The following is an 18795-nucleotide window of genomic DNA, read 5'->3' on the forward strand; positions in this document are numbered from 1 at the left end:
ACTACTTCATGAAAAAATTGATTCCCCCTTTGCTTGCAGTGACGTTATTGCTTACCGCCGCTGTTTTCCGCCTGCAGCCTGCAGCTGCCGACAAACTCCCGTATACGGATATATCGGCCAGCTATGCCAAAGATGCGATCATTCGATTACATGCCAATAACGTGATGAGAGGAACATCCGAGTCTTTGTTTTCCCCTACCCGCTCGATAACTCGGGCGGAATTCATGACGACGCTAACGCGGATCTTCCAAGTCAATCCGGCGGAATCCGCCGTTCCGGCCTATCGCGACGTTCCGAAGAGCGCTTGGTATTACGGTACGATCCAGGCTGCAACCGAGCTTGGCCTGACGGAGGGTATGGGCGACGGCATTTTCCAGCCCGAACAGCCGCTGACCCGCCAGGAGGCCGCGGCTTGGCTAGTTCGCGCGCTGAAGCAAACAGGGTCGTCGGCTAACGCACCGACCAGCTACAAGGACGAAACGTCGATCGCCGTCTGGGCCAAACCGTATATCGGCTCGATTTCGCAGTTGGGACTGATGCAGGGCAGCGGCGGAATGTTCTACCCGGCGCAGGCGATCACCCGTCAGGAGACTGCGGTCATCCTGGACCGGTTGCTGCAGGACAAGCGCTGGACCGATGCGATTGCAGCGAACAGTAATCCAGGGATTCGCATCGGCTGGCAATATGGACAATCCACTGAAGCTTATAAGAAGTCGGTTCTGCAATCGAACGTAAACGTGCTTGCGCCTAGGTGGTATTTTCTCGAAAGCACCGGCAAAATCTCCGATTCCAGCGTTCCTCCCCTAGTAACCTGGGCCAAAGGTAACGGCAAACAGGTATGGGCCATGGTCGGCAACCGGTTTGATCAGGAAACGACGCACAAGATGCTCGCTTCCAGCTCGTTGTCTTCGGATGCGATTCAGAGTTTGAAGTCCTATGTACAAAAATACGGGTTGAACGGCATTAACGTGGATTTCGAGAATATTGCGGCCTCCGACCGGAGCTTGTTTACATCATTTATCAGCAAGCTAGCCCAGGAGCTTCACTCCGTTTCCGCCGTATTGTCCGTCGATCTTCCGCCTGATCTTGGCACCGACTGGTCGGATGCTTACAATTACGCCGAATTGGCCAAGAGCGCCGATTACCTGGTCGTCATGGCCTATGACGAGCACTGGAGCGGAGCTTCGGCCGGTTCGGTCGCTTCGCTCGGCTGGGTACAAAAGCACATCGATAAACTGCTCGCCAAAGTACCCGCCGACCAGCTCGTCCTTGGGATGCCGCTATACACGCGGGATTGGAGCCTGAGTGGCAATGGGGCTACGTTGTCATCGGAGGACATTTCCCTCCCCGAGCAAAATAACCGGGTCAGCCAATATGGAGTAAAGCCGAAATGGAACGCGGCGGCAGGCCAGTATACCGTGGAATATCGGAAGAACGGCACGCTGCACAAAATATGGCTGGAGGACGCCCGTTCTCTATCCGAGAAATACCGGTTAGGGGCGAAATACGGCATCGCCGGGTATGCCTACTGGCATATCGGCGGAGACTCGCCGGACGTATGGACCAGTCTGAAGAATGCGGAGAAATACGAGGGATTTTCGTTTAAGTAAAAAAAGACCACCCGTGAGATAAGCGAATGCGCGCTTCTCAGGGGTGGTTCTTTTCTGTATAACAATAGTCTGATTCACACGTCTATTCCGCGTTACCGAAAGAAGCGGGGTCCTTCCGCCAAGACTGGAGCAGTTCCAGATCTTCCGACTGGATGTCGCCGCGCTTCACGGCAACGTCAATCAGCGCCGTATAGTTGGACAGGGTTTGCAGCGGGAAGCCCGCATCGGCAAAGGCCTGCACGGCTTTGTCCAACTGATAGCTGAAGATCGCCAATACGGCCAACGGCTCCGCCCCGGCGTCGCGAACGGCTTGCGCCGCCTTAATCGAGCTGCCGCCGGTGGAGATCAAATCCTCGATGACGACAACCTTTTGCCCCGGTTTGATCAAACCTTCGATTTGATTCTCTTTGCCGTGCCCTTTGGCCTTATCGCGAATGTAGGCCATCGGCAGGCCCAGCTTCTGCGAAGCGAACGCCGCGTGCGGGATGCCGGCCGTTGCCGTTCCGGCGATCACCTCGGCATCCGGGTACGTTTCGCGAATCAAGGCTGCAAACGATTCAGCGATCAAGTCGCGGATTTCAGGGTACGACATCGTAAGCCGGTTGTCGCAATAAATCGGCGACTTGATACCTGAGGTCCAAGTGAACGGCTGATGCGGACGGAGCGCCACCGCCCCGATGTCCAGCAGACTTCCGGCGATTTGAGCTTCTACCGATTGAGTGTTAGTCATGACAACATCATCTCCTTAATGATCGATTCCGCCGCTTCACGCGGATTTGGGGCAGTAATGATCGGCCGCGCAACGACGATGTAATCCGTGCCTTGGGCCATCGCCTCGCCTGGTGTCAAAGTGCGCGACTGATCGCCTTGCGGGCTGTTCGCCGGGCGAATTCCCGGCGTCACGGTCAGGAAGGCTTGTCCGCATTGCGCTTTGATCGCCGTCACCTCAAGAGGCGAAGCGACAACGCCGTCCAGACCGGCTTGGCGGGCCAATTCCGCGTAATGCACAACAGCTCGCTCCACTTCGCCCGGAATGCCGATTTCCTCGTTCATCACTTGGCGGCTCGTGCTCGTCAGTTGCGTGACCGCGATGATCTTCGGCATCGTCAGCGAACGGTCGCTCTCCAGCGCGGCCAAAGCACCCTCTCGGGCCGCTTTCATCATGTCCAGCCCGCCTCCGGCATGCACGTTAAACAGATCCACGCCTAGCTTCGTGACACTGTTTGCCCCGCCCTTGACCGTGTTCGGGATGTCATGCATTTTCACGTCTAGAAAAACGGAGTACCCCCGCTGCTTCAATTCGCGGATCAATTCTGGACCAGCCGCGTAAAACAGCTGCAGCCCCACCTTCATGTAACAAGGGATTCCCTCCAGCTCCTTCAGCAGCTTCCGCGCCTGATCCGCATCGGGGAAGTCCAGGCCGACGATCAGTTTCCCTGCCGCATCTTCAAACGAACGCAAATCCGCTCTCCTCCATTCATGCTTGCGGCTCCGAAGCATGATGCTTCCGAGCCGCCGCTTAATGTTTCGTTTTACCCAGCTTCGTGATCAAAAGTCGATTTTTGAACTTCCTCTTTAAAGCGTAGGCATGGCTTGGGAGGAGAAGTTGATCGTCTCCAACATCTCCAGCAGTGCGCGGACCGTATCCAGCGAGGTCATGCACACGACGCCGTTCTCCACCGCTTCCCGGCGGATGCGGAAGCCGTCGCGTTCCGGCTCTTTACCTTTGGTCAGCGTATTGATGACAAAGTGAGCTTCGCCGTTTCGGATCAGATCCAGGATGTTCGGCACCCCTTCCGACAGCTTGTAGACGGTCGTTACGTGGATGCCTGCCTCAATCAGCGCGGAAGCCGTGCCGTCCGTAGCGATGATCTTGTAGCCCAGGCGGTAGAAGCCGCGCAGCAAGTCAACCGCTTCTTGCTTATCTTTATCGGCTACCGTGGCGATGATCGCTCCGGTAGCAGGGATCTTCATGCCCGCGCCAATCAAACCTTTATACAGCGCTTTGGCATATTGCGGATCGCGGCCCATCACCTCGCCGGTCGATTTCATTTCCGGTCCAAGCGTCGGCTCAACACGGCGCAGCTTGGCGAAGGAGAACACGGGAACCTTGACCGCAACCTGGGTGCTTTCCGGCCACAGGCCGTTTTGGTAGCCAAGATCGCTAAGCTTCGTACCGAGGATACATTGGGTGGCCACGTTCGCCATCGGAATGTTCGTCACTTTGCTCAGGAACGGTACCGTCCGCGACGAGCGCGGGTTGACTTCGATGACGTACACTTCGTTTTTGTAGATGACGAATTGGATGTTGACCAAGCCAATCGTCTTCAGCTCACGGGCGATCTTCATCGTGATCTCGGCGATTTTCCCCTTCAATTCCTCGGACAAATGCTGCGGTGGGTAAACCGCAATCGAGTCGCCCGAGTGTACCCCAGCGCGTTCGATATGCTCCATGATCCCCGGGATGAGCACCGTCTCCCCGTCACAGATGGCGTCAACTTCCACTTCCTTGCCCAGCATGTAGCGGTCGATCAGTACCGGATGCTGCGGGTTAATGTTCACCGCTTCCTCCATGTAGCGGAGCAGTTCCTCATCGGAGTAGACAATTTCCATCGCCCGGCCCCCGAGTACATACGACGGTCTGACTAGCACCGGATAACCAAGGGACTGTGCCGTCCCCACGGCTTCTTCCACAGAAGTGACCGTGCTGCCCTTCGGTTGCGCGATGTCGAGCTTCGATAAGAGAGCTTCGAACTTCTTCCGATCCTCGGCTTCGTCAATGCTCTCGAGGGAGGTGCCGAGAATGCGCACGCCCTCCGCTTGTAGCGGCGCCGCCAGGTTGATCGCCGTTTGGCCGCCGAATTGCACGATGACGCCCACCGGCTTCTCCTCTTCGATTACGTTCATCACGTCCTCGAAGAATAACGGCTCGAAGTACAGGCGATCCGACGTGTTAAAGTCAGTGGATACCGTCTCCGGATTGTTGTTGATGATGACGGCTTCGTAACCGGCTTTTTGAATCGCCCATACCGCATGTACCGTCGAGTAGTCAAATTCAATCCCTTGCCCGATCCGGATCGGTCCGGAGCCAAGCACGACGATCTTTTCTTTGTCGGTTTGGAGGACTTCATTTTCCGTTTCATAGGTCGAGTAGTAGTAAGGCGTGGAGGCCTCAAACTCGGCTGCACACGTGTCGACCATTTTGTAAACCGGCTTCAACCCGTGCTCTTTGCGGAAGCTTCTTACTTCAGCTTCGGTCCGGTGCGTGCCTGATGGCTGCCCGGCAGTACGCAGCTCGGCGATCGCCCGGTCGGTAAACCCTAAGCGCTTCGCTTCGTACAGCGTATCATAGGAAAAGAACTCTTCCCCCGCAATTTGCTTCTCGAATTCCACCAAGCGTTCGATTTTGTCGAGGAACCACCAGTCGATTCCGGTTAATTCCTGGATTTGCTGCAGCTTGTAGCCCCGGCGGAATGCTTCGGCGATCAAGAATAGCCGCTCGTCGTCCGCCTTGATCAGACGGTTGTTTAACGTCTCTTCGTCGATTTTCTCCGCGCCTTTCAGGTACAGGCGATGCGTGCCGATCTCGAGCGACCGGACCGCTTTATGAATGGACTCCTCAAATGTGCGGCCGATGGCCATCACTTCGCCGGTCGCCTTCATCTGCGTACCTAGCTTACGGTTCGCGTGAATGAATTTATCGAACGGCCAGCGTGGGATTTTGCTGACGATGTAATCAAGCGTCGGCTCGAAGCAAGCGTAGGTCTGCCCTGTGACCGGGTTGACGATTTCGTCGAGCGTGTAACCCATCGCGATTTTAGCCGCCATTTTAGCGATCGGGTAGCCTGTCGCTTTAGACGCAAGCGCCGAAGAACGGCTGACCCGCGGATTTACTTCGATGACATAGTATTGGAAGCTCTGCGGATCCAGCGCAAACTGCACGTTGCAGCCGCCTTCGATGTTCAGCGCCCGGATGATCTTAAGCGAGGCCGAACGCAGCATCTGATATTCACGGTCGGAGAGCGTTTGGCTCGGTGCGACAACGATGCTGTCCCCGGTATGTACGCCCACCGGATCAAAGTTCTCCATGTTGCAGACCACGATGCAGTTGTCGTTGGCGTCGCGCATGACTTCGTATTCGACTTCCTTCATGCCGGCGATCGATTTCTCGATCAAGCATTGACCGATCGGGCTGTAGCGAATGCCTGAAGCTACCGTCTCGCGGAGTTCCTCTTCCGTGGCACAGATCCCGCCGCCGGTACCTCCAAGCGTATACGCCGGACGGACAATGACCGGGTAGCCGATCTCATCAGCGAATTGCAGCGCTTCATCCACTGTGGTGATAATAGAGCTTTCCGGCACCGGTTGCTCCAGTTCACGCATCAGCTCGCGGAACAAGTCGCGGTCCTCCGCTTTTTCGATCGAAGTCAGCTGCGTGCCGAGGAGCTTCACATTTTCGCGTTCCAGTACACCTGCGCGGGCCAGCTCAACCGCCATGTTCAGGCCGGTTTGCCCGCCAAGCGTTGGAAGCAAGCCGTCAGGCCGCTCCTGACGAATGATTTGCGTTACGAATTCCAGGGTGATGGGTTCGATGTAAACCTTGTCGGCCATGTTCGTATCGGTCATGATCGTCGCCGGGTTGCTGTTGATCAGCACCACCTCGACGCCTTCTTCTTTCAGCGCCTGACAGGCTTGCGTTCCGGCGTAATCGAACTCGGCTGCCTGGCCGATCACGATCGGTCCAGAGCCGATGACGAGTATTTTCTTAAGGTCTTTGTTGATCGGCATAGGTTTACAGTTCTCCTTTCGCAGCGGCCATCAGTTTGGCTTGGCGGGGCTTTTGCGGGTTCTGCCGCTTATGTTCGCGGATCATCTCAATGAACCGGTCGAACAAGTAGCTATTGTCGTAAGGTCCCGGAGCCGCCTCCGGATGATATTGGACAGAAAAGGCCGGATATTTCTTATGCTTAAGTCCTTCGATCGTTTTGTCATTATTGTTGATATGCGTCACTTCCAGCTCCGTGCCGGCAATGGACGCTTCGTTTACGGTGTAGCCGTGGTTTTGCGACGTAATGTAGCAGCGGCCGGACTCCAGCTCCTTGACGGGATGGTTACCGCCGCGATGGCCGAATTTCAGCTTCTCCGTATCGGCGCCGCAAGCCAAGGCGAACAGCTGGTGGCCCAGGCAAATCCCAAAAATCGGATACTCACCGAGCAGCTCGGCGATCATCTCCGCGGCGTAAGGAACGTCTTTCGGGTCCCCAGGTCCGTTGGACAGTTGGATGCCGTCCGGGTGAAGGCGGCGGATTTCATCCGCGGTCGTGTTATGCGGCACGATCACTACATCGCAATCGCGTTTGTTCAGCTCGCGCAGAATCCCGCTTTTTGCGCCGAAGTCGACCAGCACGATCCGTTCCTTGGATCCCGGACTACTGTATACATGATGCGTTGAAGTTTGCGCGACTTGATTGCGCAACTCGGCAATGCTGGTGGCCAGCATCATTTCCTTTAACTCGTCGATCGATTTCGCCGAGGTGGTCAGAATTCCTCTCATCGTTCCCTGATGGCGGATAAGGCGCGTCAGCATGCGCGTATCGATGTCGGTAATGCCGGGAATGCCGTATTCCTTGAGCAGGTCACCCAAATTGTATTGGGCCCGCCAGTTGCTTGGGGTCGGTTCATAGCGGCGAACCACAAAGCCGTGAATCGATGGTGCAACGGATTCAAAGTCGTCGCGCGAAATGCCATAGTTCCCGATCAGCGGATACGTCATCGTGACGATTTGCCCGCAGTAAGAAGGATCGGACAGCACCTCTTGGTACCCCGTAATTCCCGTATTAAAAACGACCTCCCCCGTCTTTTCCCCTTCCGCTCCAAATGAGGTTCCGGTAAACAGCGTGCCGTCTTCCAACAATAGTCTTGCCTGCATCCTGCAGCACTCCTTTATCCATAAGCTGAATTACTATATTCACATCCGCCCATTAACGGGCTAGTTCGAGCGCGTCGTTCCATACCAGCTTCCCTTTGACGATCGTTGCGACAGGCCAGCCTTTTAGCTCCCACCCCGTAAATGGGGTGTTCCGCCCTTTCGAGGCAAAAGCCGCCGGATCAACCGTTCGTTCCGCGTTCAGATCCACGATCGTCAGGTCGGCTGGAGCTCCCGATACCAACCGTCCCGCTTCCAAGCCGAACACACGGGCCGGATCCGCCGTCATCCGCTGCACCAGCATCGCCAGGCTCCAGCGACCCGTGGCCACGAACTTCGTGTACAGCAGCGGGAAGGCCGTCTCGAAACCCACGATGCCAAACGGCGCTTGCTGCATGCCTTTCGCTTTCTCCTCTTCGCTATGCGGGGCATGGTCGGTTACGACAATATCGAGCGTACCGTCTTCCAACGCAGCGATGCACGCTTCGACATCTCGGCGCGAACGCAGCGGTGGATTCATTTTCCAGTTGGCATCAAGGCCCGGAATATCCTCTTCGGACAAAATCAGATGGTGAGGGCACACCTCCGCAGTGACGTTGATGCCGATTTGCTTCGCTTGGCGGATCAGCCGAATCGACTGCTCTGTGCTTACGTGGCACACATGGTAGTGAACCCCGGTCGCTTCCGCGAGCAAAATATCCCGCCCGACATGAATCGCCTCCGATTCATTCGGAATTCCCTTTAGACCATGCTCTCGGGCGAATTCCCCTTCAGCCACCGGTGCTCCTTCCACAAGCGAATTGTCTTCGCAGTGGGCGATCACGGGCATCCCCAGTGAGGCTGCCTGCCGCATTGCATCCTTCATCATCTGCGCATTTTGCACGCCGACGCCGTCATCGGTGAAGCCGATGGCCCCGGCGTCTTTCAAGGCTGCGAAGTCGGTCAGCTCCCGGCCAAGCTCGCTTTTGGTGATGGCCGCATAAGGCAGCACGTTCACCAGTCCAGCTTCTTTGGCCTTCTGTAACACAAACCGTACTGTGTCCGGGTTGTCGGTCACCGGCCGAGTGTTCGGCATACAGGCGATCGTGGTAAATCCGCCTTGAGCTGCTGACCTTGAGCCGGTTTCGATCGTCTCTTTATGCTCGAACCCCGGTTCACGCAAATGAACGTGCATATCGATAAATCCCGGAGTGACCAGTCTGCCGCCGGCATCGATGACCTGGGTCCCGGCTTCTGCGTTTGCCTGACCAAGTTGCCCTGCTTTCTCAACCTTGGCGATGACTCCGTCTTCGATCGTGATTTGAGATAACTCTTGCTCCCCTAGTTCGTTTAAGATGTTGGCATTGATAATGACAAGCCGCATGCTTTAATCCCCCCGCTGATTTGAGTACGTACCGAAAAACGTCCATCGACCGTCTTGCAGCCTCTACTACTCCGCTATCGCTTACAGCAAAGCGCGTTCCATAACCGCCATGCGAATCGGAACCCCGTTTTGCATCTGCTTAAAAATTCGGGATTGCGGATGTTCCACCACCGCATCGTCGATCTCCACGCCCCGGTTCACCGGAGCTGGATGCATGATCAGCGCATGCGGCGCAAGCGCTGCGGCCCGTTCTTCCGTCAAGCCGTATTGCAAGCGGTATTCTTCGGCCGACTTGATCAGCCCGTCTGTATGGCGTTCCAACTGAACTCGCAGCATCATGACCACATCGGCACAAAGCGCTTCGTCCATCGGAATGTAAGATGCGTGCGTACTCAGTTCCGGCGCTTGCATATTCTCCGGCGCGCAGAGCTTCACTTCGGCGCCGAATTTCTGCAACGCCCACAAATTGGAGCGAGCGACCCGGCTATGCTTGATATCTCCGATAATCGACACTTTTAGTCCGCTGAGTTCTCCGAAGTGTTGTTTCATCGTATATAGATCCAGCAACGCTTGCGTCGGATGCTCGTTATTGCCGTCGCCGGCATTGACCAGCGGCACCGATACCCGCTTGGCTAGTTCCTCCAGCATACCGATGGGCTTCAGCCGGATCACGCCGGCGTCGATCCCCATGGATTCCAGCGTGCGGACGGTATCGTATATCGATTCGCCCTTCTCCACGCTGGAAGCGGCTGCCGCGAAGTTGAGCACCTGAGCGCCTAACCGTTTCTCCGCCATCTCGAAGGAGAAGCGGGTGCGCGTACTATTTTCAAAAAACATATTTGCGACGAAATGATCCTTCAGCACCGGGATCATCTTCTCTTTCTTTGCATCCCAGTAGGCCGCTCGGTCGAGGATCGCGGAAATTTCCGCCGCGCTCAAATCCTTTAGTCCGAGAAGGCTACGTTCCTTCACAGCCGTTGCCGTCAGCGCCATCTTAGTTCCCCTCCCGTGCCTGCAGGATCTGAACCAGATCGGTGCCGTCATGCTCCGTCAGGAGAACTTCGATTTCTTCCACCCGTGAGGTCGGCACGTTCTTACCGATGTAGTCAGCACGGATCGGAAGTTCTCGGTGCCCCCGGTCGGCGAGTACCGCCAGCTGGATCGACTCGGGACGACCGCAATCCATGATCGCATCCATCGCTGCCCGAATCGTACGGCCAGTGTACAGCACATCGTCGAACAGGATCACTTTCTTGCCTTGAATCGATACCGGGAAAGTTGCTTTACCAGACCCCAGAGCGGATTCCTCTTTATCGTCACGGTAGTTCGTTACGTCGAGCTCACCCCATGGAATAGCTGTTCCTTCGATGCTCTCTAGGCGTTCAGCCAGTCGTTTCGCGAGGTAGACACCTCTTGTTTTGATGCCGGCCAGTACACATCCCTCAATGCCTTTGTTTCTTTCCAAAATTTCATGTGCAATTCTTGTCAGTGCCCTCCGAATCGCCGTTTCGTCCATTATGATATGACTTTCGTTGCTCACAGCCTGCGACCTCCTTAAGGGATAGGGTCACCTTGCATCGTCCGTGATAGGCGCATAAAAAAACTCCTTGCCGGAAATCCAGGCAAGGAGTCTTTAGCCACAGTTATACTATGACTGTCATGTAGGTCTTGGGTATATGGTTCCGCCACAAAGAAGCGAAGTCCGCCCAATTCCCCATTCACGTTACCTTGCCAGCCTCACGGGACTGAATTAAAGGTGCTTATGGTTTACATGAATTATGACAGAATGAGGCTAGCCTGTCAAGACACCCAACCCAGTTCATACATCCCCAATGCTGAGGTTTATTCCAACTCCCTTTGAAAGCCTGCTGTGTTGATGATTGTTTATAATTATACATAGTATGTTATATTTATTCAACCCTGAGTTTTGTCGGCTTATCCGCATTGAATCGCTATATTCCCTTTAGTATTCGCCTGATCATATTGTATGTTTCTATTGTTAACACGCATATTTAACCAATATGTCAGGTAAAGATTAGGCAGCAGCAGATTAGTACCACCTAAACTCGATTGGCGAGACATCTTTTACTAATACCTTTTTCTCTTCCTCGTCGCCAACTTCAGCCACTGAACGAAAGGGATAATCGTGAAAAGGTGGCAACAAGGACAACCCCGGCAATTCGGCGGGCAATTAGACAAAACAGAAAAACCGCCCCTCGGGCATAAAACCCTTGGAGCGGCTTGGTTAGTATAAGTCGTCGGTTAGAATATGAACTTCAAGTCGCCGAGGCGGCGTTTGATTTCGGAAATAACGCGATGCTCTTCGTCCTCGCCGTCGGCGATGAACGTGACGGAGAAACGGACGTAATGCCCCGCATCGTCCCACGGCACCGTGGAAATCAGCTTCTCACGGATCAAAAACTGCGAAAAATCTTCGGCCGTCGCAAATGTCGGTCCGCCTTCCACGCCTTTCGGCGCTTCAACGTAGAGGAAAAACGATCCCTTTGGCTTCTTCGCGTTGAAGCCCAAATCATTCAGCGCGCTCACCAGCAGTTCGTGACGGCGCGAGTATTTGGCAGCGATCCGCTCCGTAATCTCCGGATGGGCAAGCCCATAAGCGGCTGCTTTTTGAATCGCAATGAATTGACCCGAATCGTTGTTGTCCTTCACGTCGCTGAACGCCTTAACAACCAGCGGGTTCCCGGCCACAAATCCGATTCTCCACCCCGTCATGTTGTACGACTTGGACAACGAGTGCAGCTCGACGCCCACATCCTTCGCACCTGGGACGGAAAGGAAACTTAGCGGCTTCAGCCCATCATAGGTTAATGCCGCATAAGGCGCGTCATGTACGATGACAACTTGATATTTCTTCGCCCAATCCACCACTTTGGCAAAAAACTCTCTTGTCGCGCTCGCACCCGTCGGATTGTTCGGATAATTCAAATACAGCAGTTTGGCCTTACGGGCGATCTCTTCCGGAATCGCATCCAGATCCGGCAGGAAATCGTTCTCTTCGGTCAACTGCACCGTATAAACCTCGCCGCCGAGGTACTTCGTGTGCGTTCCAATGATCGGGTAACCCGGTACGGTCATAATCGTGATATCGCCGGGATTGATGAAGCAGGAAGGCAGCATGGCAATCGCCGGTTTTGAGCCGATCGAGTGTACGACCTCTGCGACGGGATCAATGCCTTCGACGCCAAATACATCATGGAGGTACTTCGCTGCCGCCTCCTTGAACTCAGCAATCCCGTTGTCGGCGTAACCACGGTTCTCGCGTTTGGCCGCTTCCTCCGCCAGCTTGGCCACGATACCGGCATCGGCCATGTCATCCGGCTCACCGACGCCCATATCGATCAGCTCGACCTCGGGGAAATCCTTCTTCGCCGCCGCTTTAGCCCGTTTGATTTTCTCAAATTTATAAATAGCGGTGTCTTTGCCGTAATTCGCCCCGCCAATGCGCTCCGCAAATTGTTGTTGAATATAGGTTTCTTGTCCGTTCAGCGTACTCATATCAGACGTCCATCTCCTTTGTATACATTAAAAAATCCATTCTCGAATGGTTCGAACTCGCACTTTAAATATGCAGGAATTCGGCCCATTTAGAGAATGGATTAATCACCTGATCGTTTGTACTTTTTGATCAAGCTGTCTCCTGGAGGTGAACAATTGAATGGTTGCTTAACGGTTTCGGAGCGATTGCAGCACCGCTTCCATATCTGCAGGAATTGGAGCGCTGAATTCTAAATAACGCCCATCGTCAGGGTGTTCAAACCCTAATACGGCGGCGTGCAACGCTTGTCCGTCCATCTTGATTCCTTTGCTGCGGCCATATAGCGGGTCTCCCACCAACGGATGGCCAATGAACTTCATATGAACCCGAATTTGATGCGTTCGACCGGTTTCCAGCTTGAGCTCAAGCAGTGTATAGTCCCCGAACCGTTCAACGACTTGAAAATGCGTCACCGCCTGTTTGCTGTTCCGTTCGATCACCGTGTACATTTTGCGGTCATGGGGATCGCGGCCGATCGGTGCATCCACCGTTCCTTGATCATGGCTGACATTGCCGTGCACCAGGGCATAATATTTCCGTGTCACGCTGTGTGCTTTGAGCTGAGCTGCCAACGAGGCATGCGCCTTATCGTTCTTGGCTGCCATAATCAGCCCCGACGTGTCCTTATCGATGCGATGCACGATACCGGGCCGGAGCTCGCCATTGATCCCCGATAAGTCCTTGCAGTGGTACATCAAGGCGTTGACGAGTGTGCCGGAGGAATGACCCGGCGCAGGATGCACAACCATGCCTCGCGGCTTGTTAACGACGATGGCATCCCCGTCTTCATAATAAATATCGAGCGGAATGTTCTCCGGCTCGATTTCCGCAGGTTCTGCCTCGGGTATGGTCAATTCCACTCGATCGCCTTCTGCCAGCTTGTAATTCGCTTTGACCGGCGCATCGTTTACGACCAGGTTCCCCGCTTCAATCCACAATTGAATCTGGCTGCGGGAGACGTCCTCTCCCAGCAGCGTTTTTGCATATTTATCGATTCGCTCTTTCGCGTCGGCCGATCCAGCCACCCACTCGAGCTTCTCTTCTTCGAATTCCTCTGACATTTTGTTCAAACTCATACGTTTTCCTCATGCTCCTGATGGGCTGCGGCTTGCTTCTCTCGACGGATTTCCAACAGCGAATCCAAAATGATCAGGGCAACACCGACAACAATGCAGGAATCCGCAACATTAAAAATCGGAAAGGTATACGTCCCGAAATTGAACATCAGAAAATCGACGACTTCCCCACTGACAGCACGATCCAGGAAGTTGCCGATCGCCCCGCCGAGGACCAGGGACAATGCAACCGGCAGAAGCTTGTTTGGTTGTTTTCTTACTTTAAGCAAATACCAGACAATCCCTACTACCACAACCGTGGTCACCACGATAAAAAACCAGCGTTGATCCTGCAAAATGCCAAACGCTGCGCCGCGGTTCCGATGGGAGGTAATGATAAAGAAGTCGCCGATCACCGGAATCTGTTCCCCGATCGTAAGTCCGGTCGCAATCCAATATTTCGTGCCTTGATCCACCAGAAAAACGATTAATGCAATCAAAAAATATACCACGCGGTCAGTCACCTCGTTTTTCATTTCCTGCCCGCAACTAAGCGGCAGGATATTCCTCTTCTAAGCCTTGTTTATTGTAGCACAGCCGGAAATGACCCGTCCATGCGCGAAAGGATTTTCCTTAGGTATTTCGTCATGGTTCTGCACAAAATACCGCTAGAGGAGATGTTTCAAACAACCGCTCTAGACACAGAAAGGAAGGAGCAACCTTATGCCGCATTTGACGAAAACCCAGCTGGCGGAACTCACCGCAAAGCTGAAGGAAACTCAGTCCGCTTTAGTCGAACAATTGTCGGATAATGATCACTATGGAATGAATGAATCGATGCGCGATAATACGAATGAGCTCAGCCCGATCGATAATCATCCCGGAGACCTTGGTTCAGAAGTATATGAACGGGGAAAAGACCTGGCGCTCGCCGAGCATCATGAACTTCACCTGGCTCGGGTAGAAGATGCGCTTGAACGGATCGAGGAAGGCAGCTACGGTTACTGCGCGACCTGCGGCAAACCAATCAGCTTCGAACGGCTCAGCGCTATCCCTGAAACGGCGTACTGTAAGGATCACAGCCCGCAAACGTTCGTTTCCGCCAAACGACCGATCGAAGAGATCTTCTTGTCTCCTCCGTTCGGACGAACGAGCTTAGATGAACGCGACGACCAAAACGGGTTCGACGGAGAGGATGCCTGGCAGATCGTCGAGAGCTTCGGGACCTCGAATTCGCCGGCAATGGCCGAGGATTCAGAAATCGATGATTACAATGACATGGAAATCGAAGCGTCCGAAGAGCTGGACGGATTTGTCGAGCCTTATGAATCGTTCATTGCTACCGATATCTATGGCCAAAACGTTTGCTTTTTCCGTAACGGGGTCTACCGGAAACATATGAGTGCCACGGAGCATTTGGAAAGCGAGGACTCGCTGGGAACCGGCTCTAATAAGTATTAAGCTCAAGCTGTCTTTGCACGATGCGCACGATGTCCGCGATATAATCGCCGATGATCGGCAAATTCAACGCCCCAAGTACCTGCAGAACGTAAATGATCGTTGCCGCAAAAAAGGTAAAACCGATCGCCACGCCAACCCCACGGGCCGTACCGGACAACACATTCAACCAAATAAGACGCCAGGGTCGATTCAACAATTCGGTGTATTCGGCAATGCGCGATCTCTCCAGTTGCCTGGTCCAGTTCAAGGTTAGGCGATATACGGCATTCATTTGTTCCTCCGGCGTGCCCGGTATAGGCTCCACCGTGGATTCGGGCGCCGGTTTATGACGAGTCATTTACACCCCATCCTTTGCTCCCCAGAGTATCCTAAAACACAAACGAGCCCGGTCTTCCTAGAAGGAGACCGCAGGCTCGTTTGCTTCAATTGCTATTATTATAGCCTTGATGGAAAAGCTCCATTCAAGCGTTTAGGCGTCAATCGCAATCCCGATCGATTTGCTGCCGAGATCCACCGTTTCAACAGAGCCCTGCGGCTTGCCAAAGGCGACGTCCGTAATCAGTACGTTTTCGCGCAGCACATGCTCAAACGCGGTGATGGCAGCTTTCAATTCGTCGTCAACATCCAGGGTGAGATGCACCCGCTTCTCGATCGGCAGATCCAGCTTCTTGCGGGTATCTTGAACGGCGCGCACGACTTCGCGTACCCATCCCTCTTGCTCCAGCTCCGGTGTGATATCCGTATTCAGCGCTACAGTCAACCCGTAACCGGAAGCAGAAGCGTATCCCGGCTTCGCCTGCTTCTCAACGAGCAGTTCATCCGCGGTTACAACCAGTTCTTCGCCTTCCGGAGAAGTTACGGTGAATTGACCTTGCTCTACGATCGCACGGGTTTGTTCCGCCGCAAGGTTCTTCAGGTATCCTTGCAGGAAACCGATGTTTTTACCGTATTTCTTGCCGGCCACTTTCAGGTTCATTTTCAAGGTGAAATCAACGAAGCCGCTGTCGCTGGTTTCGATGTCGATCGCCTTGACGTTAATCTCTTCCTTGATAATGTCTTCATATTCGCTAACTGCAAACTCGCGATCCATGGAAACGATCAGGCTAGACAACGGTTGACGCGTCTTGATGCCACTCTCGTTGCGAACATTACGAGCCAGCTCGACGATTTGACGTGCGCTTTCCATGTCTTTTTCCAGATCCAGATCGATCAGCGATTCATCCGCCTGCGGATAGTCGGCCAAGTGAACGCTCTCCCCGCCGCCCAGGTTGGTGTAAATATCCTCGGCGATCATTGGCGCAAATGGCGCGATTAGCTTGGATACTGTAAGAAGCACGTGGGTCAGCGTCTGGTAGGCGGACAATTTGTCCTCCGTCAAGCCGCTGCCCCAGAAGCGGTCGCGAGAACGACGGATATACCAGTTGCTCAGCTCGTCGATAAACCCTTCAATCGCTTGCGAGGAGTTGACGAAATCATTAACCGCCAATCCTTTGTCAACGACTAGAATCAAGCTGTTCAGACGAGACAGGACCCAGCGATCCAGCTTATTCTCCGAAGGCCGGTATGCATGCTCCTCGGGATTGTAGCCGTCGATGCCAGCGTACAGCGTCAAGAACGCATGGGTGTTCACGAGCGTGTCGACCACTTTGGACTTGGCTTCAGCAACGATTCCTTTGGAGAACCGTTTGCTGTTCCAAGGCGCACTGTCGGACAGGAGGGCCCAACGGAAGGCGTCCGTGCCGAACTCTTTGATGATTTCCCAAGGATCGATAACGTTACCTTTGGATTTGGACATCTTCTGCCCGTTTTCGTCCAGCACGTGACCGGTGGCGATGACCGCTTTGTACGGCGCTTTACCGGTGAACAGCGTGGACACGGCCAGCAAGCTGTAAAACCAGCCGCGCGTTTGATCGATCCCTTCGCAGATCATGTCCGCCGGGAATTGATCGCCGAATGTCTCCTGGTTCTCGAACGGATAATGATGTTGTGCAAACGGCATCGAACCGCTGTCGAACCACACGTCGATCACTTCGCTCGTCCGTTCCATCACTCCGCCTTCGCAGTGCGGGCAATGGACCTTCACTTCATCCACATACGGTTTATGCAGCTCAAGATCTTCACTGACATGACCTACCGCATGTTCCCGCAGCTCGGCGATGCTGTGCGGCGCAAACTGCCCGCCGCAGTCTGGGCAAACCCACACGTTCAGCGGCGTGCCCCAATAGCGGTTCCGGCTGATGTTCCAATCGACCAGTTCTTCGAGGAACTTGCCGAAGCGGCCTTCACGGACATGCCCTGGATACCATTCAACCGAATTGTTGTTGGCGATCAGTTGATCCTTCACCGCAGTCGTTTCGATAAACCAGCTCTCCATTGCATAGTAGAGCAGCGGCGATTTACAACGCCAGCAGAACGGATAGCTATGCTCGTATTTCTCTTTGCTGTACAGGGTCCCTTGCTCGGACAGCATCTTAACGATGTCGAGGTCACAATCCTTTACGAAACGGCCGGCAAAATCGGTCACCACGTCGGTATAACGCCCTTGGCCATTAACAACACTGACAAAGCTGATGCCGTTCTCGCGGCAGACGCGGTAGTCGTCTTCGCCATGTGCCGGAGCCATGTGTACGATCCCCGTACCGCTGGCGTCGGTAACGAACGATGCGCCTACGATCACGTTGATGTTCTCGGCTTGAATGTAGGTGAACGGCGGCGTATAGGATTTGCCCACGAATTCCGAACCTTTATGCGTCGACAATACCGTGTAATCGCCTTTCATGACTTTCTCGACCAAGTTTTTGGCGACGATGTATACGCCGTCCTCCTGTTTTACTCGGGCGTATTCCATGTCCGGATTCATAGCGAGGGCCACGTGGGATGGCAGCGTCCAAGGCGTAGTCGTCCAGGCTAACACATATTCGCCGGTGTCATTCAGCTTGAACTTAGCCGTGGCGCTGAGGTCTTTCACGTCTTCATAACCTTGCGCCACTTCGTGGGAGCTCAGCGACGTTTGGCAGCAAGGGCAATACGGGCTGACGCGGTGTCCGCGGTACAGCAAACCCTTGTCGTGGATCGTCGCCAGGATGTTCCAGACGCTTTCGATGTAGCTGTTATTCAGGGTGATATACGGATCATCCAAGTCGACCCAATAAGCAATCGCTTCGGTAAATTCGCGCCATTGCTTCTCATAACCGAAGACGCTGTCTTTACATTTTTTCACGAATTCCTCAATGCCGTATTTCTCGATTTCTTGCTTGCCGGAGATGCCCAGCTCTTTCTCCACGCCCAGTTCAACCGGCAATCCGTGCGTATCCCAGCCCGCTTTGCGGACGACGCGGTAGCCCTTCATCGTTTGGTAGCGGCCAACGAAGTCCTTGATGACGCGCCCCAGCACGTGCCCGATATGCGGCAAGCCGTTGGCGGTTGGCGGTCCTTCGAAGAAGACGTAGTTTGGCCGACCCGCCCGATTTTCGATACTCCGTTTAAACGTATTTTCGCGGCTCCATTTGTCCAGAATCCGCAAGTCGCGCGTACGCGCATTTTCTTTGACGTCGACTTTCTTCATGCTTCTCTTCCTTTCTTCAATTCAGCCTGGAAAATCAAAAAAGCCCCGTCCCTAGAAGGGACGAGACGTTTGCTCGCGTTACCACCCTTGTTTCATGCTCTGAAAGCAGCGCCGTCTGGACGAGGCCGCAAAAGGACATGACACCTTGATCCCATACGCTTCATATGGGGTTGGTATAACGGCCAACAACCGGCAAAGCTTACTGAATCGGATTTTGATCACGAAGCAGATCAAGTAGATAATTCGACGTCGAATCTTG

Annotated in this window: 14 protein-coding genes; 2 read left to right on the plus strand and 12 right to left on the minus strand. The window is 54.2% G+C overall.

The genetic code is table 11. The features are described 5' to 3' along the window. The first annotated feature begins 8 nt into the window (after positions 1-8). Entirely contained in the window at positions 9-1610 is a 1602-nt protein-coding gene (locus tag MKZ15_RS15665; protein ID WP_339816861.1) for an S-layer homology domain-containing protein, read from the plus strand. Between the two features lie 82 nt (positions 1611-1692). On the opposite strand, the gene pyrE is transcribed toward MKZ15_RS15665, so the two are convergent. The 10 genes from pyrE to lspA all read right to left on the minus strand — a co-directional run bounded on the left by pyrE (position 1693) and on the right by lspA (position 14022). Next, the gene (gene pyrE / locus MKZ15_RS15670) at positions 1693-2340 is read right to left on the minus strand and encodes an orotate phosphoribosyltransferase (RefSeq protein ID WP_339816863.1); all 648 of its coding nucleotides are present in this window, start codon (positions 2338-2340) and stop codon (positions 1693-1695) included. Further along, the gene (gene pyrF, locus MKZ15_RS15675) at positions 2337-3071 is read right to left on the minus strand and encodes an orotidine-5'-phosphate decarboxylase (protein WP_339816864.1); all 735 of its coding nucleotides are present in this window, start codon (positions 3069-3071) and stop codon (positions 2337-2339) included. The genes pyrE and pyrF overlap by 4 nt, the downstream gene beginning before the upstream one ends. Positions 3072-3185: 114 nt before the next feature. Then, positions 3186-6398 carry a carbamoyl-phosphate synthase large subunit gene (gene carB, locus MKZ15_RS15680; protein WP_155607724.1) on the minus strand — a complete coding sequence of 1071 codons (3213 nt, stop codon included), beginning with the start codon at positions 6396-6398 and terminating at the stop codon, positions 3186-3188. Between the two features lie 4 nt (positions 6399-6402). Continuing rightward, positions 6403-7539, minus strand: a complete 1137-nt coding sequence (carA, locus tag MKZ15_RS15685) for a glutamine-hydrolyzing carbamoyl-phosphate synthase small subunit (protein WP_193416334.1) — start codon at positions 7537-7539, stop codon at positions 6403-6405. Positions 7540-7591: 52 nt separating this feature from the next. Beyond that, positions 7592-8899, minus strand: a complete 1308-nt coding sequence (locus MKZ15_RS15690) for a dihydroorotase (protein ID WP_339816868.1) — start codon at positions 8897-8899, stop codon at positions 7592-7594. A gap of 81 nt (positions 8900-8980) precedes the next feature. Then, entirely contained in the window at positions 8981-9892 is a 912-nt protein-coding gene (locus MKZ15_RS15695; protein WP_339816870.1) for an aspartate carbamoyltransferase catalytic subunit, read from the minus strand. A 1-nt stretch (position 9893) separates the two neighbouring features. Then, positions 9894-10439, minus strand: a complete 546-nt coding sequence (gene pyrR, locus MKZ15_RS15700; protein ID WP_339816871.1) for a bifunctional pyr operon transcriptional regulator/uracil phosphoribosyltransferase PyrR — start codon at positions 10437-10439, stop codon at positions 9894-9896. Positions 10440-11161: 722 nt separating this feature from the next. Continuing rightward, entirely contained in the window at positions 11162-12415 is a 1254-nt protein-coding gene (locus tag MKZ15_RS15705) for an LL-diaminopimelate aminotransferase (RefSeq protein ID WP_155607728.1), read from the minus strand. A 168-nt stretch (positions 12416-12583) separates the two neighbouring features. Beyond that, positions 12584-13531: an RluA family pseudouridine synthase gene (locus MKZ15_RS15710; RefSeq protein ID WP_155607729.1), complete on the minus strand. Its 948-nt coding sequence runs from the start codon at positions 13529-13531 to the stop codon at positions 12584-12586. Further along, positions 13528-14022, minus strand: coding sequence for a signal peptidase II (gene lspA / locus MKZ15_RS15715; RefSeq protein ID WP_193416339.1), 495 nt, complete (start codon positions 14020-14022; stop codon positions 13528-13530). Before lspA ends, MKZ15_RS15710 begins: the two co-directional genes overlap by 4 nt. Before the next feature lie 211 nt (positions 14023-14233). Here lspA and MKZ15_RS15720 point away from each other — a divergent pair, with 211 nt between their 5' ends. Then, positions 14234-14971, plus strand: a complete 738-nt coding sequence (locus tag MKZ15_RS15720) for a TraR/DksA C4-type zinc finger protein (RefSeq protein ID WP_155607731.1) — start codon at positions 14234-14236, stop codon at positions 14969-14971. On the opposite strand, the gene MKZ15_RS15725 is transcribed toward MKZ15_RS15720, so the two are convergent. Together MKZ15_RS15725 and ileS are read right to left on the minus strand one after the other, a co-directional pair. Further along, positions 14958-15308 (minus strand): DUF5665 domain-containing protein, encoded by a 351-nt coding sequence (locus MKZ15_RS15725; RefSeq protein WP_155607732.1) that lies wholly within the window; start codon positions 15306-15308, stop codon positions 14958-14960. The two genes, MKZ15_RS15720 and MKZ15_RS15725, sit on opposite strands and share 14 nt — an antisense overlap. 132 nt (positions 15309-15440) lie before the next feature. Next, the gene (gene ileS / locus MKZ15_RS15730; protein ID WP_339816873.1) at positions 15441-18536 is read right to left on the minus strand and encodes an isoleucine--tRNA ligase; all 3096 of its coding nucleotides are present in this window, start codon (positions 18534-18536) and stop codon (positions 15441-15443) included. Positions 18537-18795 lie beyond the last annotated feature (259 nt).

This window comes from Paenibacillus sp. FSL R7-0216, from assembly GCF_037969915.1.
In the GTDB taxonomy this organism is placed as follows: domain Bacteria; phylum Bacillota; class Bacilli; order Paenibacillales; family Paenibacillaceae; genus Fontibacillus; species Fontibacillus rhizolycopersici.

Bases quoted from the DNA above. Each gene is read 5' to 3' on its own strand.
- MKZ15_RS15665 (WP_339816861.1), top strand. From the start codon at position 9: ATGAAAAAATTGATTCCCCCTTTGCTTGCAGTGACGTTATTGCTTACC.
- pyrE (WP_339816863.1), bottom strand. From the start codon at position 2,340: ATGACTAACACTCAATCGGTAGAAGCTCAAATCGCCGGAAGTCTGCTG.
- carB (WP_155607724.1), bottom strand. From the start codon at position 6,398: ATGCCGATCAACAAAGACCTTAAGAAAATACTCGTCATCGGCTCTGGA.
- carA (WP_193416334.1), bottom strand. From the start codon at position 7,539: ATGCAGGCAAGACTATTGTTGGAAGACGGCACGCTGTTTACCGGAACC.
- MKZ15_RS15690 (WP_339816868.1), bottom strand. From the start codon at position 8,899: ATGCGGCTTGTCATTATCAATGCCAACATCTTAAACGAACTAGGGGAG.
- MKZ15_RS15695 (WP_339816870.1), bottom strand. From the start codon at position 9,892: ATGGCGCTGACGGCAACGGCTGTGAAGGAACGTAGCCTTCTCGGACTA.
- MKZ15_RS15705 (WP_155607728.1), bottom strand. From the start codon at position 12,415: ATGAGTACGCTGAACGGACAAGAAACCTATATTCAACAACAATTTGCG.
- MKZ15_RS15710 (WP_155607729.1), bottom strand. From the start codon at position 13,531: ATGAGTTTGAACAAAATGTCAGAGGAATTCGAAGAAGAGAAGCTCGAG.
- MKZ15_RS15720 (WP_155607731.1), top strand. From the start codon at position 14,234: ATGCCGCATTTGACGAAAACCCAGCTGGCGGAACTCACCGCAAAGCTG.
- MKZ15_RS15725 (WP_155607732.1), bottom strand. From the start codon at position 15,308: ATGACTCGTCATAAACCGGCGCCCGAATCCACGGTGGAGCCTATACCG.
- ileS (WP_339816873.1), bottom strand. From the start codon at position 18,536: ATGAAGAAAGTCGACGTCAAAGAAAATGCGCGTACGCGCGACTTGCGG.